Annotated in this window: 22 protein-coding genes; 9 read left to right on the top strand and 13 right to left on the bottom strand. The window is 71.0% G+C overall.

Annotation, left to right across the window (positions count from 1 at the left end; genetic code table 11):
- Window positions 1-18: 18 nt before the first annotated feature.
- Window positions 19-1,035 (top strand): arsenic resistance protein, encoded by a 1,017-nt coding sequence (locus FO059_RS17390; protein ID WP_143910191.1) that lies wholly within the window; start codon window positions 19-21, stop codon window positions 1,033-1,035.
- Here FO059_RS17390 and FO059_RS17385 read toward each other — a convergent pair.
- From FO059_RS17385 to FO059_RS17370, 4 genes are all read right to left on the bottom strand, one after another.
- Window positions 1,032-1,808, bottom strand: a complete 777-nt coding sequence (locus FO059_RS17385) for a hypothetical protein (RefSeq protein WP_143910190.1) — start codon at window positions 1,806-1,808, stop codon at window positions 1,032-1,034. The genes FO059_RS17390 and FO059_RS17385 overlap by 4 nt on opposite strands.
- Complete coding sequence (locus FO059_RS17380; RefSeq protein ID WP_158726626.1) at window positions 1,805-3,313, bottom strand: polysaccharide deacetylase family protein; 1,509 nt, start codon at window positions 3,311-3,313, stop codon at window positions 1,805-1,807. Before FO059_RS17380 ends, FO059_RS17385 begins: the two co-directional genes overlap by 4 nt.
- A gap of 190 nt (window positions 3,314-3,503) precedes the next feature.
- Entirely contained in the window at window positions 3,504-4,865 is a 1,362-nt protein-coding gene (locus FO059_RS17375) for a glycosyltransferase family 2 protein (RefSeq protein WP_235671098.1), read from the bottom strand.
- 219 nt (window positions 4,866-5,084) lie between these two features.
- Window positions 5,085-6,467, bottom strand: a complete 1,383-nt coding sequence (locus tag FO059_RS17370) for a nucleotide sugar dehydrogenase (protein WP_143910187.1) — start codon at window positions 6,465-6,467, stop codon at window positions 5,085-5,087.
- 312 nt (window positions 6,468-6,779) lie between these two features.
- Between FO059_RS17370 and FO059_RS17365 the strand changes: the two genes are divergently transcribed.
- Window positions 6,780-7,160, top strand: coding sequence for a VOC family protein (locus FO059_RS17365; RefSeq protein ID WP_143910186.1), 381 nt, complete (start codon window positions 6,780-6,782; stop codon window positions 7,158-7,160).
- A 39-nt stretch (window positions 7,161-7,199) separates the two neighbouring features.
- Here FO059_RS17365 and FO059_RS17360 read toward each other — a convergent pair whose 3' ends face one another.
- Entirely contained in the window at window positions 7,200-7,904 is a 705-nt protein-coding gene (locus FO059_RS17360; RefSeq protein WP_143910185.1) for a GNAT family N-acetyltransferase, read from the bottom strand.
- A 154-nt stretch (window positions 7,905-8,058) separates the two neighbouring features.
- On the opposite strand from FO059_RS17360, the gene FO059_RS17355 reads away from it, so the two are divergent.
- A complete protein-coding gene (locus tag FO059_RS17355; protein WP_143910184.1) occupies window positions 8,059-8,457 on the top strand; it encodes a DUF488 domain-containing protein in 399 nt (132 codons plus the stop codon).
- 16 nt (window positions 8,458-8,473) lie between these two features.
- Here the strand turns inward: FO059_RS17355 and FO059_RS17350 are convergent, their stop codons facing one another.
- Window positions 8,474-9,199: an IclR family transcriptional regulator gene (locus FO059_RS17350; RefSeq protein ID WP_143910183.1), complete on the bottom strand. Its 726-nt coding sequence runs from the start codon at window positions 9,197-9,199 to the stop codon at window positions 8,474-8,476.
- Between the two features lie 153 nt (window positions 9,200-9,352).
- Here FO059_RS17350 and FO059_RS17345 point away from each other — a divergent pair, with 153 nt between their 5' ends.
- On the top strand, window positions 9,353-10,570 hold the full coding sequence (locus FO059_RS17345; protein WP_143910182.1) for an amidohydrolase family protein: 1,218 nt from the start codon (window positions 9,353-9,355) through the stop codon (window positions 10,568-10,570).
- Between the two features lies 1 nt (window position 10,571).
- Window positions 10,572-11,342 (top strand): class II aldolase/adducin family protein, encoded by a 771-nt coding sequence (locus tag FO059_RS17340; RefSeq protein WP_143910181.1) that lies wholly within the window; start codon window positions 10,572-10,574, stop codon window positions 11,340-11,342.
- Between the two features lie 100 nt (window positions 11,343-11,442).
- Here FO059_RS17340 and FO059_RS17335 read toward each other — a convergent pair whose 3' ends face one another.
- Window positions 11,443-12,534: a tocopherol cyclase family protein gene (locus FO059_RS17335; RefSeq protein WP_143910180.1), complete on the bottom strand. Its 1,092-nt coding sequence runs from the start codon at window positions 12,532-12,534 to the stop codon at window positions 11,443-11,445.
- Between the two features lie 71 nt (window positions 12,535-12,605).
- Here FO059_RS17335 and FO059_RS17330 point away from each other — a divergent pair, with 71 nt between their 5' ends.
- Together FO059_RS17330 and FO059_RS17325 are read left to right on the top strand one after the other, a co-directional pair.
- Window positions 12,606-13,079, top strand: a complete 474-nt coding sequence (locus FO059_RS17330) for a hypothetical protein (protein ID WP_143910179.1) — start codon at window positions 12,606-12,608, stop codon at window positions 13,077-13,079.
- A 162-nt stretch (window positions 13,080-13,241) separates the two neighbouring features.
- Window positions 13,242-14,723, top strand: coding sequence for an FAD-dependent oxidoreductase (locus FO059_RS17325; RefSeq protein WP_143910178.1), 1,482 nt, complete (start codon window positions 13,242-13,244; stop codon window positions 14,721-14,723).
- A 272-nt stretch (window positions 14,724-14,995) separates the two neighbouring features.
- Here FO059_RS17325 and FO059_RS17320 read toward each other — a convergent pair whose 3' ends face one another.
- The 5 genes from FO059_RS17320 to FO059_RS17300 all read right to left on the bottom strand — a co-directional run bounded on the left by FO059_RS17320 (window position 14,996) and on the right by FO059_RS17300 (window position 20,980).
- Complete coding sequence (locus tag FO059_RS17320; RefSeq protein ID WP_143910177.1) at window positions 14,996-16,639, bottom strand: HNH endonuclease signature motif containing protein; 1,644 nt, start codon at window positions 16,637-16,639, stop codon at window positions 14,996-14,998.
- 109 nt (window positions 16,640-16,748) lie between these two features.
- Complete coding sequence (locus FO059_RS17315) at window positions 16,749-18,398, bottom strand: MDR family MFS transporter (RefSeq protein WP_143910176.1); 1,650 nt, start codon at window positions 18,396-18,398, stop codon at window positions 16,749-16,751.
- Window positions 18,395-18,880, bottom strand: coding sequence for a MarR family winged helix-turn-helix transcriptional regulator (locus FO059_RS17310; RefSeq protein WP_143910175.1), 486 nt, complete (start codon window positions 18,878-18,880; stop codon window positions 18,395-18,397). The genes FO059_RS17315 and FO059_RS17310 overlap by 4 nt, the downstream gene beginning before the upstream one ends.
- 104 nt (window positions 18,881-18,984) lie before the next feature.
- Window positions 18,985-19,605, bottom strand: coding sequence for a 5,6-dimethylbenzimidazole synthase (gene bluB / locus FO059_RS17305; protein WP_143910174.1), 621 nt, complete (start codon window positions 19,603-19,605; stop codon window positions 18,985-18,987).
- 139 nt (window positions 19,606-19,744) lie between these two features.
- Window positions 19,745-20,980, bottom strand: a complete 1,236-nt coding sequence (locus tag FO059_RS17300; protein ID WP_233266970.1) for an esterase/lipase family protein — start codon at window positions 20,978-20,980, stop codon at window positions 19,745-19,747.
- Window positions 20,981-21,296: 316 nt separating this feature from the next.
- Here FO059_RS17300 and FO059_RS17295 point away from each other — a divergent pair, with 316 nt between their 5' ends.
- Together FO059_RS17295 and FO059_RS17290 are read left to right on the top strand one after the other, a co-directional pair.
- Complete coding sequence (locus FO059_RS17295; RefSeq protein WP_143910173.1) at window positions 21,297-22,181, top strand: SDR family oxidoreductase; 885 nt, start codon at window positions 21,297-21,299, stop codon at window positions 22,179-22,181.
- A complete protein-coding gene (locus FO059_RS17290) occupies window positions 22,171-22,473 on the top strand; it encodes a hypothetical protein (RefSeq protein WP_143910172.1) in 303 nt (100 codons plus the stop codon). Before FO059_RS17295 ends, FO059_RS17290 begins: the two co-directional genes overlap by 11 nt.
- Window positions 22,474-22,523: 50 nt before the next feature.
- Here FO059_RS17290 and FO059_RS17285 read toward each other — a convergent pair whose 3' ends face one another.
- Entirely contained in the window at window positions 22,524-23,228 is a 705-nt protein-coding gene (locus FO059_RS17285) for an NUDIX domain-containing protein (protein ID WP_143910171.1), read from the bottom strand.
- Between the last annotated feature and the right edge of the window lie 95 nt (window positions 23,229-23,323).

Raw genomic sequence — 23,323 nt, 5'->3', positions numbered from 1 at the left:
CCGGGCACAATCGTCGCCATGCGGCGGGGTGCGGAGTGGGCGGAGCGGCGCCAGGTGCCCCTCTACCTCGCGGCGCTGGCGGTCGGGGCGGCAGTCGGACTGGCGGCACCGGCCGTTTCGGGCCCCGCCGAATCCGCGATCCAGCCGGTCCTGGGCCTGCTGCTCTACGTCACCTTCCTCGGTGTTCCGTTTGCGAAGATCGTTCCGGCGCTCCGTGACTGGCGGTTCCTGACGACGGTGCTCGCGACGAACTTCCTTGCCGTCCCGGCGGTGGTCCTGGCGGTGTCGCGGATCGTCGCGCACGATGACGCGCTGCTGGCCGGGGTCCTGTTCGTGCTGCTGACGCCGTGCGTGGACTACGTCATCGTCTTCACCGGGATCGCCGGCGGCTCCACTGGCCGGCTGCTGGCCACCGCCCCGCTGCTGATGCTCGCGCAGATGGTGCTGCTGCCCGTCTACTTGCGCCTGTTCCTGGGGTCGGGGTTCGTGGATTCGGTGGACGTGGCGCCGTTCGTGGAGGCGTTCCTCCTGCTCATCGTCGTGCCGTTGGCGGCCGCCGGGCTCACGCAGGCGGCCGGCCGGACGCGCCCGGGCGCGGCGCTACAGCGCGCCGCGACGGGGGCGATGGTGCCGCTGATGATGTTCACGCTTGCCGTGGTCGTCGCTTCGCAGATCGACGGGGTGCGCGCCCGGCTCGGCGCGCTGCTGCTCGTCGTTCCCGTTTACGTGCTGTTCGCCGGCGTGATGGTGGCGGTGGGGGTTTTCGCGTCGCGGGTGGCGCGTCTCGACGTCCCCGCCGGGCGGGCGGTGGTGTTCAGTGGAGTCACCCGTAACTCGCTGGTGGTACTGCCGCTGGTGCTCGCCTTGCCTCCGGCGTTTGATCTCGCCCCGCTCGCGGTGGTGACCCAGACGCTGGTCGAACTGGTCGTGATGGTCATTCTCGTCCGGCTGGTGCCGCGGCTGATGCCGTGCCGAAGCGGCCCGGCAGGCGACGTGGACGGCGGACCCGGCAGTGGGCCGGACGAGGGCGGCTAGTGCTGCGCGCGGAAGCCGCGGAAGGCGAACTCGCAGTTGTCTCCGCGCAACCCGACGCGCCCCGCCTTGTGGATCGGCGGGCCGCCTTGGCCCGTGTCCGTCGCCCGGAGCACCGTCGCGCCGTCGAGCGCTGCGCTGAGCACGACGGAGCCGTCGGACATGGTGCGCACCGTGGCGGTGACGTGCACGGCGGTACCGGCGAGTGAGGGTGACTGGCCTTCTGCCAGGGTCGTGTAGGCGCCCCCGTTTATCGGCCCGCCCGGCGTCTTCTTCTTGATCGCCAGCGTGCCGTCGCGGCGGATGACGCTGACGGCGTACAACTCAGCGTCGCTCTGGTAGCGCAGGAAGACGTGGACGCCATCCCAATCCTGCGCGGGGGTGCGCGGAGTCGTGACGAATCCGAGCACCCGCAGGTCGAAGTCCACCCTGGTGTCGCCGAGGTCCGCACGCCGGCTCACAGCGCGGAAGACGGCCGAGCCGGTGCCGTTGCCGGACTGTGCGTCCGGGTCGGCGCCGTCCGGCACCCCGGTCCAGCCCGCGCTATCGCGGGCGAACAGGGAGCCGCTGGTCACGATCCAGTCCGGGGACAGCACGGCCCCGTCCCCGGCAGGGTGCCGGTGGGCGAACTCGTTGGTGACCAGGGCCGACTGCTGGGCGAACTCCGGATGGAACGCGTCCGGCTCGGGCCCGCGCAGCGCGTGCACCGCCGTGGACGCGCAGGCGACCAGGACGAGTGCCGCGCCGCATGCCGCGAGTCCGGCCCGCATGCTCATGACACCGCGTCGGGCAGTACGGCGACTCCCGTGAACGGGGCGAACGGGTCCGCCGTGGATCGACGGTCGCCGGCGAAGGTGAATCCGCCCGTGGCGGCCTCCGTCGGGCCCGAGACCAGCTGCGAGAACAGTGGCGTGCCATCGATCGTGATGTCCGTCGACCGGTCACCGACGTGCACGTCCACGCGGTGGCGATCCGATGCGGCGAGACGGGATTCGAAGAGCGGTTCGGTGGCCGAGAACGCGCCACGGCTGATCGTGACGAAGTTCCGGGAGACGCGGACGAGGATCTGCTCGGGCGAGCCGGTCCGTACGGCGATGGTGTCGGTGGGGTTGGCGTCGGGATCGAGCCCGGCGATCGTGGCCGAGATCGTGTATTCGACCCAGTCCGCCGTCTTGCGTGGTGCGAAGGCCGCGCGCGCGTAGGTCGCGGACGGTGCGGCGAGGCGGACCGTGCGTCCGTCCACGGTGATGTCCGCGATGTTTCCCGCCTCGTCGGTCCAGCGTGCGGCGTTCGCCAGGTCGATATCGTCGGTGATCGGAATGGTGGTCGTCCTCGCCAGCCGGTCGAGGAGGGACTGCGGGGTGTCGGTGTCGGTCAGTTCGATGCGGTTGACGACGCCGTTGCGCGACTGCCGTCGGCTGGTGGTGAGCATCGGCGCGTTGTTGACGAAAGTCACCGGGAAAAGCGAGTGGACCACCGTCGACGCGTCTTGGGAGGTTCCGTCGCCGTCGCCGGTTTCGTTCTCGGAAAACGGGTAGGCGAACAACGCCGGGCGCGGCAGCCCGTGCGCGGTGAGGTCGTCGATCGAACCGGCGAGGTCGGCGCGGATGCGTGCGATGAACTCCGCATGGGTCTCGGTCCTTCCCGCCTCGGGAAGCCACTTGCGTTGCGTCAGTGCGGCACCCGGCACCCCCGCCGGGGTGGAACGGACCCGGTGATGCAGGTCCTGGGTGTGGGATCCGAAGTCCCAGCGCCCCGAATCCTGCATGGCCGCGATCTGTCGCCAGGTGAGGTAGTAGGGCTGGTTCGTTCCGACCAGCCTGGTGATGAGGAACGACACCGCGGTGAACCGGTGGCGTTCGAGGATCTTGTCGGCGTAGGTCCACAGGCCGCTGGTGCCGTCGTCGAAGGTGATGAGCACGCTGTGCGGGGGCACGTTCGCGCCGTCGATGTAGCTCAGGAACTGGTCGGCGGTGATCGAGCGGTAGCCGGCGGCGTCCAGTGCGGACATCTGCGCCTCGAACTCCTCCGGGGCGATCGTGTACTTCGACGACGAGTCCGTCCCGATGTCGTGGTAGGCGAGCACGATGGGCGCCGCGCCGCTGCCCGCGGGGAAGCCGTTGCCGGCGAGGTCGATACCGACGGTGTCCGCGGCCGGTGTGCCGAGGCGCGGCGGCAGCACGTCGCGGTGGTAGAAGTGGAAGGCGATCGGGAACGGGGCGACGAGGAGCATCAGACAGACGACCCACAGGGCGACGCCCGCACCGCGGCCCTTGTGCATGGCGCCGCCAGCCGGCCGGTTGCGTTTCAGCGCCCGGGCACCTTCACGTGTGCGGTGGCGCCGCAGCGGATGGAAGTGCGTCATAGGATGGCGCCTCCCGTGAACACGAGGACGTACAGCGCACCGACGACGATGATGATCGTCACCGCGCTGAGGACCTGCGCGACGAGGCGTGGCGGACGGCGGCCGCTCATGAGGTTCTGCTCCAGATTCCGCGACGGATGGTCAGTGCCGAGTAGACGAGCATCCACGACAGCGTGAGCGACGAGATCAGGCTCATCAACGGGCGCAGGCACCAGGCGGGGTCGCCGCGGTTGTCGAACTTGTACGCGAGCCCGTACGCGCACCCCTTCAGGGTGACGCCGCACAGGTAGAGCCCGCTGAGCAGCCATAGCCCGCTCAGCGGCGCCCAGATCAGGTGGCGGACGGCCATCACCGGCGCCGCCAGTACCCACAGGACGTGGCCGTAGTAGAGGGCCGCGGGTCCGGGGCCGCGGCGCCACATGAACCTGCCGGTGAAGAAGCAGTTGCGGATGAAGCTCTTCTTCCAGCGGATCTGCTGCTTGTAGAACGCCCGGATGGATTCGGGTACGTTCGTCCACACCCGGGCCGAGCGCACGTAGCCGACCCGCCACTCGCGTTCCGGATAGTCGACGGCCAGGAAGGGTGAACCGCTGTGCGCCTGCTTGAGCGCGCGGCCGGCCCAGCGCTGGCCGAGCACGTACCCGGTGAGTTGGCGGTCGGTTGCAAAGCGGAATTCGCCGCCCAGGAAGCGGTCTTCGGCCCAGGCTGGCAGATAGTTGAACACGGCGTCCCGGCGGAACACCGCCATCGGGCCGGACACACAGGTGACGGAGCCGAACGTGGCCTCGGCGGCCTTCATCACCCGGAACTGCCCTTCATACCAGACGTCCTGGATGCGGGCGAGCATTGAGGACTCTCGGTTGAGCGCGCGCGCGTGGCCGCTCACGGCGCCCAATTCGGGGTGCAATACGAGCGCCCGCACACAGCGCGACAGCGCCGACCTTTCGAGCACGCAGTCCGAGTCGGTGAAAGCGAGGATGTCGCCGGTGGCCAAGTGGGCGCCGCGCGTGAGCGCGTGCTTTTTGCCCACGTTCTGCGGCAGCGCCAACAGCAGGAATTCCAAGGGGCCTTCGAGGTTTCGCAGGATCTCGACCGTGCCGTCGGAGGATCCGTCGTCGATGACGATCACCTGCAGTTCCGGGTAGTCGCTGGTGACCATGGATCGCACGCACTTCTCGATGTCCTCGGCCTCGTCCTTGACGGCCATCAGCAGGGTCACCGACGGCCGGGTTGCGAGCGGGGGGAACGTGTCGCGGTCCCGCGGCCGATGAGCGCCTTTGCGCTCGCTGGGGTCGTCGTATCGCGTGTAGGCGATGAACAGCAGCGCAATGGTGCCGGCCAGGACCGTGACGCCGTAGAGGATCAGCAGGGGGTCCGCGGTGAAGATCCGCGGCAGCCGCCACGCCAGCAGCGCCACCAGCGGAAGCAGGGCCACGGTGACCGCGATCCGCCGGATCCCGCGCTGCACCGGCGGCGTGCGCCGGCCGAGCCACCGCCGTGCGCGGCCGTTGCCGGGGCCGTTCGCCGGCGGGTGCGACGGCCCGTCTACGGGAGCCCCGGGGCCGCCCGCCGTGTGCGTGGCGAGGGCGACGCGGATGCCGGGCCGGCGCGTGTGCCCGGCTCGCCGGGCGACAGTTTCGGGTCGGGAGCTTTCCGGCTCAGTTGAATCGGTTCTCATCGGCGGGCGTCAGAGGACGTGGCGGCCGGGGAAATCGACCAGCTTGTAGGTGGTGTCGAGGACGGCCGGGCGCTCGGCCAACCAGGCCACGTCATCCTCGGGCGCGATGGTGTGCACGAGGATGAGATCCCACGCGCGACTCTCCGCATCGCCGACGGCGCAGAGCGTGCCGCCGTGCCGTGTGCGCAGGGTGTCCACCATCGGGTCGGTGAACGACACCGCCGCGCCGGCGCCCCGCAACTGGTCGATGATCTCTACCGCGGTCGATTCCCGCAGGTCCGCGACACCCGACTTGTATGCGACTCCGACGACGAGGACGCGTGACCCGCTGAGCGGCAGGCCAGCATCGCCGAGAATGCGCCGCGCGCGGTCGACGACGACGCCGGGCCGGGCCGCGATCGCCGTCATTGCCTCGTTGACCAGGGGCGCCCGTGAACGCAGGGTTCGCAGCTGCCACAGCAGGTAATGGGGGTCGCAGGGGATGCAGTGGCCGCCCACCCCGGGGCCGGGATAGAACGGCATGAATCCGTACGGTTTGGTGGACGCCGCGGCGATGACCTCCATGACGTTGAGGTCCATCGCGTGCGCGACGTCGGAGAATTCGTTCGCCAGCGCGATGTTGACCGCCCGGAAGCTGTTCTCCACGAGTTTCGTCATTTCGGCGGCCTCGGGCGACGACACCGTGTGCAGTTCCGCCGCAGTGGCCGAGAGGATGTCCGCCGCGCGGGCGGTGCACGTCTCCGTGGTGCCGCCGAGCACGCGCGGCGTGAGGTCGGGCGCGTGGTCGACCACGCCGGGGTCGATGCGCTCCGGGCTGAATGCCACGGACACGTCGGCGCCCACGGAGAAACCGCGGGCCGTGAGCGGGGTGATCAGCAGGTCGCGGGTGCAACCGACGTAGGTCGTCGAGGTCAGAATGAGCGTCTGCCCGGCACGGGCGTTGTCGACGACGGCGGCGCAGGCGGCGGACAGTGCGCGCAGGTCCGGTGTGAGGTGGTCGTCGATGGGCGTGGGCACGCAGACGATGACGGCCTCCGCGGACTGCAGCGCCCGCGCATCGGCCGTCAGCTCGAGCAGCTGCGCGGTGAGCGCCGAATCGAGCCGTACCAGGTCGCGGTCGAGCAGGTCAACGTTCCGCTGGCGGATCGCGTCCAGCCGGGTGGTGTCGATATCGACGCAGACGACGTGCGCCTCGGCCCCGGCCAGTGACAACGCGGATGGAAGCCCCACGTAGCCCATGCCCACTACGGCGACCCGCCGCCCCGTCAGACGCCGTGCCGACGGCTCCACGAGGGTTGTGATCAGCTCGTCCGCGCCGGACAGCGGCGCAGGATCGGCCGCGATGAGCGGGCGGGCGGGGGTCGATCGAACGGAGTTCAAGATCTCGGTCATGTGCATTCCTGCGAGCGATGGCTGCGGGGCCACTGCAATGGGGCCCTGCTGCCGGCGGATGGGGGCTGCGGCGCCGGATATCGCGATCACGACGACACTCACGTACTTCAATCGGTGGAAACCGAATTTGAAGCTACCGCAGGTATGTAAAAGTGCGGAAGAGTTGTACTTCCTATGCATGACAGTCGATGAAACGTCGTCCGATGTTTTTCACGGTGTTCTCCACCGGAGCCGACGCGGCGGGCTCTCTGCGGACCGGACCGGCAGTCCGCGTGGTGAATTCCTGTCGGTGGTCGCGGCTAATCTGGGGCCATGACCGATCGCATCGCCGCACTGGCCTCGATATCCATCGATTGCCCCGACCCGGACGTGCTCGCCCGGTTCTACTCGCGCCTGCTGGGTCTGGAGGAGGCGTTCGCCACCGAGGACCGCGGCGTGATCAGCCTGTCCGGCGCCGGGCCGATGCTCACCCTGATGCGGGTGGACGACTACACGCCGCCATCGTGGCCCGGCGGGTCTCAGCATCAGCAGATGCACCTGGACCTGGCGTCACAGGATCTCGACGCCGATGTCGAGGCGGCCGTTGCGCTCGGTGCCCGCGAGGCCGACGTGCAGCCCTCGCCCCGACGGTGGCGGGTACTGCTGGATCCGGCAGGGCATCCGTTCTGCCTCAGCGTGATGCGGCCGGACTAGCGTCCTGCGGCCGGCGGCCCGCTCGGAGTCGAAGAGTCGTCATCGGCCCGCCGGAACCCGGTAGCCGTGGAAGCGGACGTCCTTCCGGTGGCGGAACCCGAGCCGCTCGTACAGTGCGATCGCCCCGGTGTTGCTGCCCACCGCGTGTAGGAACGGGCGCTCGTCGCGTGCGAGGATCCGCTGTGCAAGGGCGTCGACCAGGAGCGAGGCGAGGCCGCGGCCGCGGACCTGGGGCGCCGTGCACACGGCGCTGATCTCGGTCCATCCGGGCGGCCGGAGCCGTTCGCCCGCCATCGCGACCAGTCGACCGTCATCGCGCACCCCGAGGTACGTGCCCATGGAGATGGTGCCGTCGAAGAACGGCCCGGGGGTTGTCGCGGCCGTGAGCGCGAGCATGTCCGGCACGTCGTCCGCTCCGAGTTCCACGACCGATCCCACCGCCGCGCGAACCGGGCGGGCCTGCGGCGGATCCAGCACCATCTGGACGCCGTCCGCGGCGAACTCCGGTGTCCAGGCGGCGGGGGCGGTGAGTTCGGCGCTGAACAGGTCGGCGAGCCCGCCCGCGCCCACGAGTTGTTCGAGGTCGCGCCAGTCGGCGGGGGCCGGCAGCGGGGGCACGGCCGCGAAGGTGCACACGCCCTCGCGGTAGGTGACCGCGCCGCCCACCCGGCGGGCCAGGTGCGCGTGCGCCCCGAGCAGAGAATTCCGCACCGGATCGTCGAGGACGGACACGTCGCACCGCATGGCGGTTCACGGTACCCGGCTGCACCGCCCGGACTCCGGCGAGTGCGTCGCGCCCCGCGGAACGGGACGGGCTGGGCGCGCCGGGGACTACGGTGGTGTGTGCGGAGGACACGGCGCATGCTCGCCCGGCCGCAGGGTGGAACGGAGGAGTCCGATGGGGCAGATCAGCCTGGTCCGCGTCTACGAGGCCACCGAGGGCCACCCGCAGCACGACGAGGTCGCGGCCGCAGCGTCCGGCCCTGATCGTCCCAGCGTCTTCCTCGTGGACCGCGTGTGGCCGCGGGGGGTGTCGAAGGTGTCGCTGCCGTTCGACGAGTGGGTGAAGGACGTCGCCCCCACCACGGACCTGCGGAAATGGTTCGGCCATGATCCGGGCAGGTTCGCCGAGTTCTCCGAGCGGTACCGGGCGGAGCTGGACGGCGACGCCGACGGGGCGGCGCACGTCCTCGTCGCCGCCGCGAAGGACCGGGACATCGTGCTGCTCTACTCGGCCAAGGACGAGGAGCACAACCAGGCAGTCGTCCTGCGCAGGTGGATCAACGACAAGCGGTGACCCCGCGCCGCCCGGGTCATGCGCCGCTGAGCTCGGCGACGACGTCCCGCACCATCGGCCCGATGTCCGGGTAGCGCTCCGGGGCCAGGCGGGTCGACGGGCCGCTGACCACGACCGCCCCCACCGGGCGTCCGTCCGCGGCACGCACGGCCCCGGCGACGCTGGTCCATCCGGGCTTCACATCGCCCTCGCACACCGCCCACCCGCGCTGATGGATCTCCGAGTAATCGCCCGGGTCGAGCAGGTCGCGGGAGCCGTACGTGAACTCGCCGCGCGCGGGCGCGTCCAGCTCGGCGCATACCGCTCGTCCGCCGGCGCTGGTGTCCGCCGGCAGCCGCCTGCCGATGTGCAGGGCGGTGCGCACCACCTGCCGGGCCTCGGCGACGTCGACGACGACCAGCGACGGTGCGGCCACGAGCGCCAGGTGGGCGGTCTCGGTGGTCGCGTCGCGCAGTGCGCCCAGCAACGGGCGGCCACGGGTCACCAGCGGCGACGACGCGGCCGCGCCCCCGGCCATCGACAGAGCCCGCGTGGTCAGCTCCCAGTGGGCGCGCGCGCCGGGGCTGGGGGCGATCCAGCCGTCGGCGTGCAGCGTCGCGAGCGTGCGTTGCAGGGCGCTCTTGTCCTCGCCGAGGATGCCCGCCAGCTCGGTGAGCCCGACGGGCTGCGCGGCGGCGAGCGCCTCGAGCGTGCGCAGGCCCCTGGAGAGGGTCGTCAGGGTCTTGACTGCGATGTGGACCACTCCTAAGCTAAAACTATGTGATAGATCATATCACATAGTGATATTAGCCCGCCTACGCTTTCGGGCCCGCCGATCCGGGCCCGCCGACGCGAGCCAGAGCGCTCCGGACAGATGCCGCGGGCGGCTCGCGCCGCCCGCGGGAAGGGAAAGCCGATGACGACCGCACCTGAAGACCTCGACCCGGCGCTGTTCGCGCCGGAGCCGGAACAGCAGGACAGCCGCTACACGATCATCTCGGTCGACGACCACGTCGTGGAACCGCCGCACCTGTTCTCCACATGGATGCCCGCCGGCCTGCGGGACCGCGGACCGAAGATGGTGGAGAACGGCACCGGCGCACAGGTGTGGGAGTTCGACGGCGACATCTACTCGCAGGTGGGGATGAACGCCGTCGCCGGCCGACGCAAGGAGACGGTCAAGTACGAGCCGTTCCGCTTCGACCAGATGCGCCCCGGCTGCTACGACATCCACGCCCGCGTCAAAGATATGGACCTGGGCGGAATCTGGGCCATGCTCAACTTCCCCTCGCAGATCACCGGCTTCTGCGGCAGGGTGTTCGCGTTCGCGAAGGACCGCGAGGTGGGCATCGCCGCCACCCGCGCCTGGAACGACTGGCTCTACAACGAGTGGTACCTGGAGTACCCGGAGCGGGTGATCCCCGGCGGCATCACCTATCTGACGGACCCGGTGGAGGCGGTCAAGGAGATCCACCGCAACGCCGAGCGCGGGTTCACGTCCGTCACCTTCCCGGAGCGCCCGCACGCCATCGGCCTGCCGTCGCTGTGGGACCGCGACCACTGGGACCCGATCATCCGGGCCTGCGTCGAGACGGACACCGTCGTCTCCCTGCACGTGGGCAGCTCGGGCATGTACTCCTACCCGAAGGGCGCGCCGGGGCTGCAGCTGGGCGCGACGATGTTCGGGCAACTGTCGCTGGGAGCGTGCTCCGAGTGGCTGTGGTCGGGCTACCCCAAGGACAACCCGACGCTGAAGATCGCGATGAGCGAGGGCGGCATCGGCTGGGTGCCCATGCTCATCGACCGGCTCGACAACATCATCGACCGCTCCGGCTACGGACTGGGCTGGGACGAGCGACCCGCCGATATCCTGCGCCGCAATTTCTGGTTCTGCACCCTCGACGACCCGTCCACCATCGCCCTGCGTGACGTGATCGGCGTCGAGAACATCATGCTGGAGACCGACTATCCGCACGGCGACGGCACCTGGCCGCGCACGCAGGACGTGCTCGACCGGTACTGGGCCGGCATCCCCGCCCGTGAGCTGCGCATGATGTGCAGCGAGAACGCCGCGAAGCTCTACCGGCACCCGCTGCCCGCGACGGTGCTGCCCCGCGACGAACAGGAGCGTTGACATGGCACCGGCGCCGAACGGCTTCACCCCCACCCCCGATCACCTGATCCCGGAGCTCGACGTGCGCGAGGAGATCGTGCTGCTGGGGCGCACGCTGTGGGCCGAGGGGTATTGCGACCACCTGGCCGGGCACATCACGGTCAACATGGGCGACGGGACGCTGCTGTGCAATCCGTGGCTGCTCACCTGGGAGGAGATGATGCCGGCGGATGTGCTGCGCATCGACCTCGACGGCAACGTGCTCGAGGGCGAATGGCCGGTGCCGCTGGGGATCCCCCTGCACCTGGCGCTGCACGCCGCGCGGCCCGAGGTGCAGTACGCCGTGCACAACCACTCCGAGTACGGGACGGTGTGGAGCGACATCAAGGCGGTGCCGCCCGCCTACGACCAGAGCTCGAGCCTCGGCGGCGGCGAGGTGGTGCTGGTGGACGAGTACGAGGGTGCCGTCGACAGCCGCGAGTCGGCGGACTCCGCGGTGCGGGCGATCGGGTACGCGGACCGCGCGATCCTCGGCGGCCATGGGGTCTTCGTCATCGGGGACACCGCCCGCGCGGCATATCTGCGCGCGGTGGCCCTGGAGCAGCGCGCCAAGAACGCATGGATGGTGCGGGTGGCGGGCGGCCCCGAGAAGTCGTCGTTGCCGGACTGGTGGATGGACCGGCAGGCGCGCAGCGACGGCAACGGCTACCACGGGTTCTGGGAGGCGGCCGTGCGCAAGGCACTGCGCGCGGAACCCGCGCTGGCCGAGGCGGTGTTGACCCGGCCGCGGTGAGGCATTACCACGGTAGGGCGTGACCACGGTAGGGCGTGACCACGGTAGGGCGTGACCACGGTAAGGCGTGGCCGCGCCCGCCGATCGTGGGCGCACTGCCTCAGCGGATCGGCGGGGCGCCGGTCGCATCGGCCGGGCCACCGCGCCGGCGCACCTCGGCGCGCGCCCGGTCGATACCCCCGTGTTCCAGTGCGGCAAGGCGTGTTTCGCCGCTCCAGTATGTGCGTCCGCGCCGCCGCACCATCACGGAGAGCCGTCCCGCGAGGTGCTCGATGGCGCCGGGCACGTTGCGGCCCTCGGAGGGGATCGGCACGGGCAGGACATGCGCGTCCCCCAGCGGCGACTCGGCCTCCACGCGCACCTCCCAGTTGGCGTTCCGGCCGCGCAGCGACCAGGATTCATCCGTCACGGTGGCGTGGACAGGGGAGGTCACGGGGTTGCCGAGCCGGATCACCCGCCCGCCGGGAAGCGCGACCACCAAGGCCGTCACCTCGGTGCGCAGCGGCCCCGCGGTCACCTCTCCCCCGGCGAAGGCGACGCACGCGTCCGGTTCGTCGAATCCGTGCGCCTGGCCCCACCACCATGATCCCGGGAAACCCTCACGGCCCCAATTCTTCTCGCCGTACACCTGCGCTCCGGTGAGATCGATCGTCTCGTCGCCCAATACCGCAGTTCCATGGGCCCGGCCGCCGAGGAGCCACGGGTGCCAGTACTGGTTGAGCGCCGGGACGCAATGGAACACGCTCGATCCGCCGAAGCGCCGCCGCGGCCAGGGGACGTGACCGGTGACGGCGACGTCGAGCCGGGCGCGCGGGCCCAGATCCATCCGGACGTGGTCGGCGGTGCCGGCGAAGGCTCCGCCCGCGGATGCGCCCAGGCGGTCCGGCGCCGCGGATGCTCCGGGCACGGCGTCGGTGCGCAGGAATCCGCCCGGGTGTCCGGCCAGTCCGACGGTGGCCCACGTGCCGGTCCCGTCCTGGCTCACCCCGCGCCGGCTCACTCCGCGCCGGCTCACGCCGCCCTGGTCGGCACTGCCATTGTTGATTCCGCACAGCGCGATCACCACGTCGCCCGTGTCCGGCCGGGTGAACCGCCAGAAGTAGCCCTCCATCGCGACGCCGTGCGCGCGAAGCGGGTCGCCGAAGGGCAGGTCGGCTCCGGTGCCGCGGTAGGTTTCGTGAAGTGGTGCCATCGGTTCACGCTACCCGTGGCCGGGTGCTGATTCCGGGGCTCCAGCGGCGTCGATCTGTGTACCGTCGACGCATGAGCACGCCCTATCCGCGTCCGCTGGCTGCCGTCTTCAATGCGGCCAACCGCCTGGTCGTCCCGCTTCTCCGCTCGCCCGTGCATCGACTGGCGAGCGGAAAGCTGATGGTCGTGTCGTATACAGGGGCCAAGTCCGGGCGGAGTTTCGCGCTTCCCGTCGCGTACTACGCGTTCAGTCCCGACGAGGTGTGGGCGTTCGGAGCGCGTACCGGTTGGATGACCAATTTCCGGCTGCCGCGCCCGGCGTCGCTTCGGCTGCGCGGCCGCGATCTTCGCGCAGAAGGACTGCTCGTCGATGACCGTGTGGAGGTCGCGGATCTGATCATCGAGCTGGTGGAGCGCGGCGTCACGAGCGCCGCGCAGGACCCGTTCCTGAGCCTGCCGAAGGGGCGGACGCCGACACGCGACGAGGCGGGCGCCGCGGCGGATCGCGCGCGCATCGTGCGGTTCGCCCTGGACGAGCAGCTGTAGGGATTCCCCGACGCTCTCCCGCGGCCGGCTGAGCCCGTCCCGCCGCGGAACCCGCATCGCCGATGGATCCCCGCCCGCCGGAACCTCCCGCTGGTTGAGAGGGCCCCGATGCACCTGCTGTGACGCGGATTACGTTCATGGAAAGGCGCGAAGGGAGCGGGAATGACGGTGGACGGCGACGGCGTGCGCGAAACCGATGCGCGCGGAGGCGGATACGACGTGCTGGTCGTCGGCGCGGGCGCGGCAGGCGCGGCGGCGGCGTTGAGCGCGCACGAGTCGGGTGCCAGCGTGTTGGTGCTGGAGAAGGGCGACGCCGCGACCGCGGGCGGGAACACCCGCGTGTCCGGCGGCGGCTGGTTCACCCACGACAGCCCCGAGCGTGCCGAGGTGTTCCTCCGGACCCTGTGCGGGCAGTACGGGTTGGACGACGAGGTCATCCGCTCGTGGGCGGCCGAGACCGCGGTGAACTCGCAGTGGATGCGGTCCCTCGGTGCGCCGGTGGCGCGGAGCGGCGAATACCACACCAGCCCGGAGTACCTCGGGGTCGACGGCGCAGACTGCTACACCGGCATGGACACGGTCGACGGCCGGATGGGCAACGGCGCGCTGCTGGGGTTCCTCCGCGGGGTGCTCGCCGATCGGGGCATCGAGGTGCGGGAAGGGGCGGCGGCCCGCGAGATCGTCCGGGACCCGGACGGTGGGATTGCGGGCGTCGCGCTCGAGGACGGGACGACGGTGGAGGCGCGGAGCGTGGTGCTGGCGACCGGCGGATTCGCCGCGAACCCGCAGATGGTGCGCGACTACTTGCGCCTGCCGGACCACGTGCTGTGGGGGTCTCCGCACTCGACCGGCGACGGCCACCGGATGGCCCAACAGGCGGGGGCCGACCTGTGGCATATGGACAACATGATGACGATCACCGGCGTGGACACCGGCCGGCGCACGGGGATGTACCTGGCGCTGTGGGGCTCGCCCCACCACCTGTTCGTCTCGGCGGCCGGGCGGCGGTTCGCCGACGAGACCGCGGAGGCGCGGCACGGGCACGTCGAACACGACGGCCGCTACGAACACTTCCCCACGCACCGGTTCCACGTGGTGTTCGACAGCCGGCTGCTCTCCGCCGGGCCGTTGAGTCCGGACCGCGGCGTGCTGCCGGTGGGGTGGGAGCTGCTGGAGTACGACACCCGGTGGAGTGCCGACAATTCCGCGGAACTCGCGGACGGCCGGATCGTCGCCGCCGACACCCCGCAGGCGCTCGCCGAGGCTATCGGCGTCGACCCGGAGACGCTGGAGGCGACGCTGCGCCACTACAACTCAGCGTGCGCGGCGGGCCGTGACGACTGGTTCGGGCGCGATCCGGCGACGATGGGCCCCGTGGACGCGCCGCCGTACTACGCGCTCGAGGTGGTGCCGATGATCGGTTGGAGCAGCGGCGGGCCCCGGCGTGACGGGCGGTCCCGGGTGCTGGACGTGCACGGCGAGCCGATTCCGGGGTTGTTCGCGGCCGGAGAGGTGAGCTCCACCTACAGCTGGTGCAAGGACGGCGGCTTCCACATCGCCGACGCGCTGGCCTTCGGGCGCATCGCGGGCCGCGAGGCGGCGGCGCTCGTGCGACCGGGCGTGCGCGCTGGTGTCGGAGGATAAGGCGGACCGACCGCGCTCGGTCGCCTCTCGGCGATAGGCGCAACGCGGCTCCTGCCGGACGGTATTCCGCGAGGGCAATGGTTTGAGCCCGGGGGACACGGAACGCGGCCGATCCACCCCGTGCAACCTAAGCGGGGGCGAACCTATTCCCGTGCCGGCGCGGCGTGGAGGGCACTTGCCGCAGGTTGTGGTGAGCTGAGATGCGGGTGGACGGTCGCGCACTTCCACCCCCGTGCCGTGGTGCGTGGCGCGAGGGTGGCGGTGCGCGGTGTTCACCGTGGTGGGGGCAGGTCTCCCGGGCCGGTGGCGGGTTCGCCGGTGGCCAGGCCGTGGGTATCGACCCACCGCCGATACGGATCGACACCGGCCGGCGGCCGGAACACCGGCACACGGTGCTCCGACAAGGCAATGTCCCAGCCGTCGTTGTGCACCGCCCGATGATGCGCCGAACACAACGACACCAGATTGTCCAGATCAGTGGGGCCACCCGCGGACCACTCGACGATGTGATGCGCCTCGGTCCACGCCGTCGGCCGCGTACACGCCGGAAACGCGCACCCCTGATCACGCACCGCCAACGCCCGCCGCTGGCCCGCGGTCGCTAAACGCACCGTCCGACCGAGCACCAGCGGCACCCCCGCATCGTCGACGACCACCGGGGTGACCACCCCGTCACAGGCGATACGCCGGATCTCCCCGGCACCCAGGGCACCGGTGTACTCGCCCCGGCCCGCGCCCAGCGCCGCGAACAACTCACTGACCCGGCCCGCCCGCAACAGACCCAGGAACCTGCCGCGCCCGCCGGACACCCCGGCCAGGTCGGCCGCACGGATGTGCACGTGCACCTGCGGACGTGCATACCCGCCCGGCACCGGCCCGGCCGACGACTGCCCGCCACCGTGTTCGCCCGTGCCGCTGTCGCCGCCGGCCGCGCCGTCACTGCCCGCGCCGCCGCCGCCCGCGCCGTCACTGCCCGCGCCGCCGCCGCCGGCCGCGCCGTCACCGCCCGCGTTGTCACTGTCCGCGTTGACCCGGGCGGCGATGTCCGGGTCCAGGCCCGCGAGGAACCGGCGCACCAACTCCCCGAGCGCGTCCGCGCGGCGCTGCGGCGCCCCCCGCCGATCCCGGCTGCCATCGTCCTCGGGGCGCGGCGCCGACATCGGCAGGACCGCCGCATACAGCGCTTCCGCGCTCGCCGCGTCGAGATTGCCGCGCAGCGAATACCGGCCATCAAGCAACGGCGACAACGTCAACTCGTTACGCCCCGGATCATCGGCCGGGGCCCTGCCGTCCGGGTCCAGCGCGGTCCGCAGATTCGACAGCGCACTGCCGAACGCCCGGCCCACCCCGGGACTGATCCTCGCCGCCTCGAGCAGCGCCCGCTCACACATGGCCACGGTCTGCGCGCGGCCCGGCATATCGGGCACCGTATCGACGAGCGTGACGATCTTGCCGGCCTGCTCCCGCGAGACCGACCCGTCGGCATACCCGGCCAACGTATCCGGCAGGGCGTCGAGCCCCACGGCGAAACCGACACGGCCCCGCGCCTGATCGGTCGACAGCGACCCGGCCAGCGCCAACGCGTCACCGACCCGGTTGACCGCCGCGTGCACGCCCATGCCTGTGGCCTCGCCGCGGCGCCGCACCTGCTCGGCGAGCACCCGCACCTCGGCGACCTCGAGACATCGGCGCCAGCCGCCGATCTCGGCGACGAACCCGTCGAGCATCCCGTCGGTGCACCGCCACAATCCCTCCGACATCGGCGCCATCAACAGATCCGCCATGCCCGCCACATGATCGGCGCCGCGCGCCGCATCCGGGCCCACCCGACCCTCGCCGGCCACCACCCGGGTCGCCTCGAACACCGTGCCCCGCGCAGCAGCACCAGCCGCACCCCCGGCCGCTCCATCCCCCATGACAAACCCCCCGATCCCCTCGCATACCACCCTACCGGCACACAAGTTCGACAGCAAGCATGTTCTATAATCCAAGTCACATCGAGCAGCAACTCGGCGTGGGTGCGGGTTACGAGGTGCGGGCCCCGCTGTCCGTAGCGCCGGATGGCGTCGAATCCTCCGAGTCCGAGTCCCCCGACCCAGGTCCCGTATCCGAGTCCGCGCCACCCTCCGGACGATCCATTCCGATCGTGAGTCGCAGCGGGGTCTCGCGGACGACGATCACCGCGATGACGGTCACCACGGCGATGGCGGCGGCGATCATGAACAGCGGGCCGAACCCGTCGGCGTACGAGTCGTGGAACACCCCCTGTATCTCCGCGGGCAGCCCGCTGACGTCCAGCTGCGTGTCTCCGGCCGAACCCAGCCGGTCGGCGGGGATCCCCATCTGGCTCAGGCCGTCGCGGATGTTGCCCGCCACCAGGTTGGTCAGCACCGCCCCGAGGGCCGTGACGCCCACCGCTCCGCCGAGCGAGCGGAAGAACGCGATCGCGGCGGACGCGGCGCCCACTTCGGTGACGTCGACGGTGTTCTGCACGGCGAGCACGATGTTCTGTACGAGCGTGCCGACGCCGAGTCCGAGCAGCACCATGTAGAGGGCGACGAGGGGGTAGGACGTGGTGTGCGAGATCGTGCCCAGGCCCACCAGCCCGGCGAGCATCGTGATGCTGCCGGCCACCATGATGGGTTTCCACCTGCCCGTGCGGCTGACGATCTGTCCGCCGATGGTGGCCGAGAGCATCTGGGAGATGATCATCGGGATCGTCATCACTCCGGCCTTGGTGGGCGTATAGCCGGCGCCCAGCTGGAAGTACTGGGTGAGGAACACCCCGGAGCCGAACATGGCCACGCCCACCGCGAGGCTGGCGACGATCATCAGCACCGCTGTGGAGTTGCGGAGCACCCGCAGGGGCAGCATCGGCTCGGGCGCGCGCAGCTCCACCAGCACGGTGAGGGCGACAGTGATGAGGAATCCGGCCAGGAATGCGGCCGACTGCCACGAGACCCAGGCGTAGTCGCTGCCCGCGAACGTCACCCACAGCATCGGCAGGGCCGCGGCGACCGAAAGCAGGATGCCGCCGAGGTAGTCGATGCGGACGCGCCCGGTCCGCGGGTTGGCGGGCAGGTCCAGCTTCCACTGGATGAGTGCGAGCGCGATGACGGCCAGCGGGACGCACACGAAGAACGTCCAGCGCCAGCCGATCTCGTCGGTGATCACGCCGCCCAGCAGCGGGCCGGAGACGGTGGCGACGGTCATCACCGCACCCATGTATCCGGCGTAGCGGCCGCGGTCGCGGGGCGAGACGATCGACCCCATCACCGATTGCACCAGCGCGATGAGCCCGCCCATCGCCATGCCCTGCACCGCGCGCGCCACCATCATCAGCGTGATGGAGTGGGAGAAGCCGGCGGCAAGCGATCCCGCGACGAACAGCAGGATCGCGAGCTGGGTGAGCAGCTTCTTGCTGAACAGGTCCGAGAGCTTGCCCCAGATCGGTGTGCTGATGGTCATCATCAGCAGGCTGGCGGTGATCACCCAGGTGTATTGGCGTTGGGTGCCGTGCAGGTCGGCCATGATCGTGGGAAGCGCGGTGGAGACGACGGTGGTGGAGAGCATCGCCGTGAACAGGGCTGCGAGCAGGCCTGCCATGACGCCGAGCACCTCGCCGTGCGAGTACTTCCGCGGGGCGGCGGTTGGGGCGGTCGATCCGGTGCTCATCCGCGTGCTCCTGCCCTGTCGCCGGCGCGCAGGGCGGCCGTGTCGAGGTCGTCGAATGCGCGGGTGAGCTTCCCGCGGAGTGTCCGGAGGGTCTCGATGGTCCGGGCGGCCTCGTCCGGGGACCACTCGCCGAGGTGCTCGGTGAACGCGGTGACGGCGGCCCTCTCCCGTGCGGTGAGGTATGCCAGGCCGGCTTCGGTGATCGAGATCCGCACGGCGCGGGCGTCGTCGGGGTCGGGGTTGCGTTCAGCCAGTTTCTCGCACTCCAGCGCCTGGACGGCCCGCGAGGTGACCGGCGCCGAGAGTTCCAGCCGTTCGGCGAGGCCGGTGAGTCTGGTGTCCGATTCGCGCAGTTGCTGGAGCACGCTGAACTTGGTGCCTGTCAGACCACGTTCCCTGCTGCGGCGTCCGGCCGTGCGGAATGCGCGGCCGATCTCCACCATCTCGCCGAGGATGACCCCCGCCTGTTCGGCCTCGATCACATGACCTCCTGGTTGCTTACCGAAAGCTAATTGCTTACCGAAAGCAACAATATAACAGAGATGGTCCCCTCGGGCGTAGCAGCGTCGGGACGGGTGCGGCGCAGTCAGCTGCGGAAACGTTCGAGGTGCACCGCGTCCTCCAGCGGACGCCGTCCCCGCCAGCCGAACCGCTCCAGGTCCGGCACCTGCTGGAATCCGGTCACCGGGCCGACGCACAGCCAGGCGATGGGGCGCACCGGGGCCGGTATGGCCACCAGGTCGGCCAGGAAATCCTCGTCGTAGAACGACACCCAGCCCACGCCGATGCCCTCGGACACGGCCGCGAGCCACAGGTTCTGGATGGCCAGCACGGCAGAGAACAGCCCGGTGTCCTCGATGGTGTGCCGGCCCAGGACGTTCGGGCCGCCGCGGGAACCGTCGTACGTGACGACGACGCCGGTGCGGCTTTCGCGGATGCCCTCGATCTTGATCGGGTTGAAGGTGTCCTTGCGCTCCGGTGGCAGCGACTCGGCGAATGCGCGGCGCTTGTCTGCGACGTGCCCGGCGAACCTGTCCAGCGTGGCCGGGTCGCGGACCACGACGAAGTCCCACGGCTGCGTGTTGCCGACGGACGGCGCCCGGTGCGCCGAGCCGAGGATGCGCATGAGCGTCGCGTCGTCGATCGGGTCGCCGCTGAATTCGGCGCGCACGTCGCGGCGCAGGGCGATGGCCTCGTGGACGCTCATCGGTTCCGGTGAGCTGGCGGGACGAGAGCTGGCGGGACGAGAGGCGGCGGGACGAGAGGCGGCGGGACGAGAGGCGGCGGGACGAGGGGCGGCGGGGCGATCGGGCACGGTCACGGCCACCACCGTAGCGGCGTTCCGGCTACCCGAAGAACGGCGGCACGAACCCGGCGGGCACGGGGTTCTGGTCGATGTCGTCGAGGGCGTTGAGCACGATGGTGGCGGCGCGCCGCGATCCGCAGATGCCCAGGTGGTCGCTGTGGTCGGCGGGGCAGCCGTCCTGGACGACGATGTTGGTGACGTCCATGCCGGGGCCGCCGGGAATCTGCCCGCTCGTATAGGGCACCACGAACTCGTCGTGCTCGGTGGAGATGTTGGTGTACTCGATCCCCTCCACGTACGGGGTGCCGCCGGACCACAGCTCGGCGAGGAAGTCGGATCCGGTGATCATCTGCGGTATCGACAGGCTGGCCGCCACGTCTAGACCGGCGACGCCGAACCGCATGCCGACGGCGGCGAGGGTGCCGCGCAGCGCGCCGAACGCCCGGGTGCCCTGCCACAGCGGCGCCAGCGAGACGTACCGGCGGATACGGTCCGCCCCGCCCAGGCGTTTGGCCCAGTAGCCGGGAACCAGAGTGCCCTGGGAATGGCCGACGACGTCCACCTGCTCCGCGCCGGTGGCGTCCAGCACGTGCCCGACGAACGCGCCGAACTCGGCCGCACTGTCCTCGATGCGCCGCATTCCGCCCATCGCGGACACCGGCCAGGCCGAGCCGGGGATCGCGCCGTAGGTCAGCGTGAACACCGAGAAGCCGTGGTTGGTGAGCAGCGGGACGTAGGGGCCCCAGTTGGTCTGCCCGCCGCCGGCCGTGCCGTGGACGAGGACGACGGGCACGGGGCGCTCGGCGCTGGGCGGCGTATCCCACAGGTTGGCCCCGGGCAGGGCGCCGCCCGGGTGGCGGATCTCGGGGGCGATGCCGGAGAAGAAGTCGTAGTCCACCCGGCGATGCTTGTGCGGGACGAGTTCCGGCGCGGAATAGGAGACGACGTCGTCCGCTTCGCCTGCGAGCCCGGTCTGCACGTGCACCGCGGGCGCGTCGGGCCCGGGCGGTTCCATGTCCGGCCCGGGCAGGGTGACGGCCACCGTGGTCGTGCCGGCGTACGTGGTTGCGCGGGCGTCGGGGGTGGCCGCGGCGTCGGCGCGTGCCGAGACGGCGGCCGAGCGTTCGGTGGCGGCAAGCGTGAGCGCCGCGGCGTCACGGACGGCGTCGCCCGTCATCTGGTCGAGCGCTGCGATCGACCGCTGCAGCACCGTGGCCAGGCGGATGGGCGCGGCGATCGCGTCGCCCAGAGCATGGGCCATGGGGGATTTCGGCACAGCTGGAATGTACCCAGAGGCGCTCCGCGGTCGGGGGCGATCGGACGGACCGGATCCGGGCGCAGTGCAGAGAGGTCGGTGAACGACTCGTGGAATCCGCGTTCGGTGAGTCTCGCGGCTCGGCGTATCTGCGTGACGGAGCCGACGCGGTGAGACCGCCGTACCGTCGGCCGTTCGGGTCGGACAAGACGACGGTCCTCATCGTGTGTTCGCGTGGCACACTCGTGCACACGATATTTGACATGACCACACGACAACGGGCGGGCCGGTGCGGCGCGCTGGATTCCCGGCGCCGTGGCATGGAAGGTGGACGAGCATGGTCGTACGCGCAGCGGGCGGTCCCGTCGCGGGCAAAGTCGTGGCCGTCACGGGCGGCGCGCAAGGCATCGGGCGTGAGATCGCGCGCGTGCTGGTCGACGCGGGCGCCCGGGTCGTCATCGGCGACAAGGACCTCGAGGCGGCGCAAGCGGCGGCAGACGAGCTCGGCGGGGGCACCGTGGCGCTGGCGCTGGACGTTGCTTCCACGGCGTCGTTCCGGGGGTTTCTCAGTGCCGCGGAGCAGTCGCAGGGCCCGCTGGACGTGCTGGTCAACAACGCCGGCGTGATGTGGGTGGGGCCCTTCGACGAGGAGCCGGACACGGCCACCGACGCGATGCTCGCCGTGAACCTGCACGGGGTGATCCGCGGTGTCCGGCTGGCCGCACCGGCGATGCGGAAGCGCGGCGGCGGCCAGATCGTCACTGTGGCGTCGGCGGCTTCGCGGCTGGCGCCCCCCGGCGAGGCGACGTATGCGGCCACCAAACACGGCGTGCTGGGGTATCTCACGGCGGTGCGTGAGGAGCTGCGCGGCAGCGGCGTCGCGATCACCGCGGTGATGCCGGTGGTGGTGGATACGACGCTGGCCGCGGGTACCGACGCGGGCGGTGCTGCTCTGCTGCGGCCGGAGCATGTCGCGGAGGCCGTGGCATCTGCGATCCGCCGGCCCCGCTTCGAGGTGACCGTGCCAGGATACGTGGGTCCGCTCGCCCGCGCGGGACTGCTGCTGCCCCAGCGGTTGCGGGATGCGGTGCTCCGGCGGATGGTTCCGGACCAGGTCAGGGCCGTGCGCGGGTCGAATACGCGCGCCGGCTACGAGTCGCGGGCACTGGGCGGTGCGCCGGGTTATGGGGGTGTGCGGGATGAGGAGAGGCATGACGATTGAGAACCGGGCCGTCCGGACGCGTGTGACCGGCGCGGGGGCCGCTGTGGTTGCGGCGGTGGCGATCACCGTGCCGGCGCTGGCGACTCCGGCCGCTGCCGTGCCTGCACCGCCCCCGCCCAGCCAGGCCGTGTTCATGACGACGGATCTGTCGCCGGACGGCCTGGTGGCGAAGGCGCATCAGCTGCGTCTCATCGGCGGGATGCTGTGGGAGAACCCGCCCCACGCGATGGTCGACGCCGCGGTGAATTCGTGGCTCAGCGGAATGTCGCTGGCCGGGCTGTCGTCGCGGTAGAGCGTGTCGGCGGGGTGTGCGGCCGCGACGTGCACCGCCGCCGCCAGGCCTCACTCGGCCGGGGGGCCGCCCAGCCCGGCGTCGTCGAGTTGCGCGTCGCCCAGCCGCGGTCCGTCGTCCTCCCACCGCCACACGACGGACGGCCGCCCCGTGGCCTGCACCCGCATCCGCTCGTCGGTGCGTTCGAGCCCGGGCAGCATCTTGAGCGTGCGGTTGAGGTTCCCGGCGTCCGGCCGCGCGCCGAGCAGGGCGGCGGTGATCTCGACGGCGAAAGTGGCAGGGAAGCGGGGGCCGGTGATGGCGCGGGTGAACCTGTCGTGCCGCCACAGGATGCCGCCCAGGATGCGCCGGCCGTGGTAGACGATGCGATCGTGGTCGAACGCCAGCGCCGTCGCCTCGTCGAACTCCAGCCAATGCACGTCGATGTCGTCGGTGGGAACGTAGTCGTCGGCGCGCACCACGGCCCACATCGCCACCGACAGTGTGGGGCCGCGGGGGTCACGGCTGGGCTCGTCGAACACTGCGAGCTGCCCGACGTCGACGATCGCCTCCGCGGGGATCCCCAGCTTGACCTGCGCTGCGCGCCGGGCGCCGTCCTGCAGCCGCTCGCCGGAGCGCAGCATCACGCCGGGCAGCGCCAGGCGGCCCGTGTAGGGCTCGCGGCGCCGCGGGGCCACGGCCAGGCGCAGGCTTCCCGGATGGGGGTTGCCGAAGCGCAGGACCACCACGTCGACCGACACCGAGGACTGTTCCATGCCCCGATAATCGCAGAGGCCGCTGCGCTCTGCGTTGCACAGGTGGGGTGAGCAGGCGGGGTGCGTGGACGGCAGCGCCGGGGCGATCGGATGAT

It is taken from the genome of Tomitella fengzijianii (genome assembly GCF_007559025.1).
Taxonomy (GTDB): domain Bacteria; phylum Actinomycetota; class Actinomycetes; order Mycobacteriales; family Mycobacteriaceae; genus Tomitella; species Tomitella fengzijianii.
Note: the sequence above shows the minus strand (reverse complement) of the source record. Positions and strands in the feature narration are given on the sequence as shown.

Excerpts from the sequence above, each read along its gene's own strand:
- FO059_RS17390 (WP_143910191.1), top strand. The coding sequence starts at position 19 with ATGCGGCGGGGTGCGGAGTGGGCGGAGCGGCGCCAGGTGCCCCTCTAC.
- FO059_RS17385 (WP_143910190.1), bottom strand. The coding sequence starts at position 1,808 with ATGAGCATGCGGGCCGGACTCGCGGCATGCGGCGCGGCACTCGTCCTG.
- FO059_RS17380 (WP_158726626.1), bottom strand. The coding sequence starts at position 3,313 with ATGCACAAGGGCCGCGGTGCGGGCGTCGCCCTGTGGGTCGTCTGTCTG.
- FO059_RS17370 (WP_143910187.1), bottom strand. The coding sequence starts at position 6,467 with ATGACCGAGATCTTGAACTCCGTTCGATCGACCCCCGCCCGCCCGCTC.
- FO059_RS17365 (WP_143910186.1), top strand. The coding sequence starts at position 6,780 with ATGACCGATCGCATCGCCGCACTGGCCTCGATATCCATCGATTGCCCC.
- FO059_RS17360 (WP_143910185.1), bottom strand. The coding sequence starts at position 7,904 with ATGCGGTGCGACGTGTCCGTCCTCGACGATCCGGTGCGGAATTCTCTG.
- FO059_RS17355 (WP_143910184.1), top strand. The coding sequence starts at position 8,059 with ATGGGGCAGATCAGCCTGGTCCGCGTCTACGAGGCCACCGAGGGCCAC.
- FO059_RS17345 (WP_143910182.1), top strand. The coding sequence starts at position 9,353 with ATGACGACCGCACCTGAAGACCTCGACCCGGCGCTGTTCGCGCCGGAG.
- FO059_RS17340 (WP_143910181.1), top strand. The coding sequence starts at position 10,572 with ATGGCACCGGCGCCGAACGGCTTCACCCCCACCCCCGATCACCTGATC.
- FO059_RS17335 (WP_143910180.1), bottom strand. The coding sequence starts at position 12,534 with ATGGCACCACTTCACGAAACCTACCGCGGCACCGGAGCCGACCTGCCC.
- FO059_RS17330 (WP_143910179.1), top strand. The coding sequence starts at position 12,606 with ATGAGCACGCCCTATCCGCGTCCGCTGGCTGCCGTCTTCAATGCGGCC.
- FO059_RS17325 (WP_143910178.1), top strand. The coding sequence starts at position 13,242 with ATGACGGTGGACGGCGACGGCGTGCGCGAAACCGATGCGCGCGGAGGC.
- FO059_RS17320 (WP_143910177.1), bottom strand. The coding sequence starts at position 16,639 with ATGGGGGATGGAGCGGCCGGGGGTGCGGCTGGTGCTGCTGCGCGGGGC.
- FO059_RS17315 (WP_143910176.1), bottom strand. The coding sequence starts at position 18,398 with ATGAGCACCGGATCGACCGCCCCAACCGCCGCCCCGCGGAAGTACTCG.
- bluB (WP_143910174.1), bottom strand. The coding sequence starts at position 19,605 with ATGAGCGTCCACGAGGCCATCGCCCTGCGCCGCGACGTGCGCGCCGAA.
- FO059_RS17295 (WP_143910173.1), top strand. The coding sequence starts at position 21,297 with ATGGTCGTACGCGCAGCGGGCGGTCCCGTCGCGGGCAAAGTCGTGGCC.
- FO059_RS17290 (WP_143910172.1), top strand. The coding sequence starts at position 22,171 with ATGACGATTGAGAACCGGGCCGTCCGGACGCGTGTGACCGGCGCGGGG.
- FO059_RS17285 (WP_143910171.1), bottom strand. The coding sequence starts at position 23,228 with ATGGAACAGTCCTCGGTGTCGGTCGACGTGGTGGTCCTGCGCTTCGGC.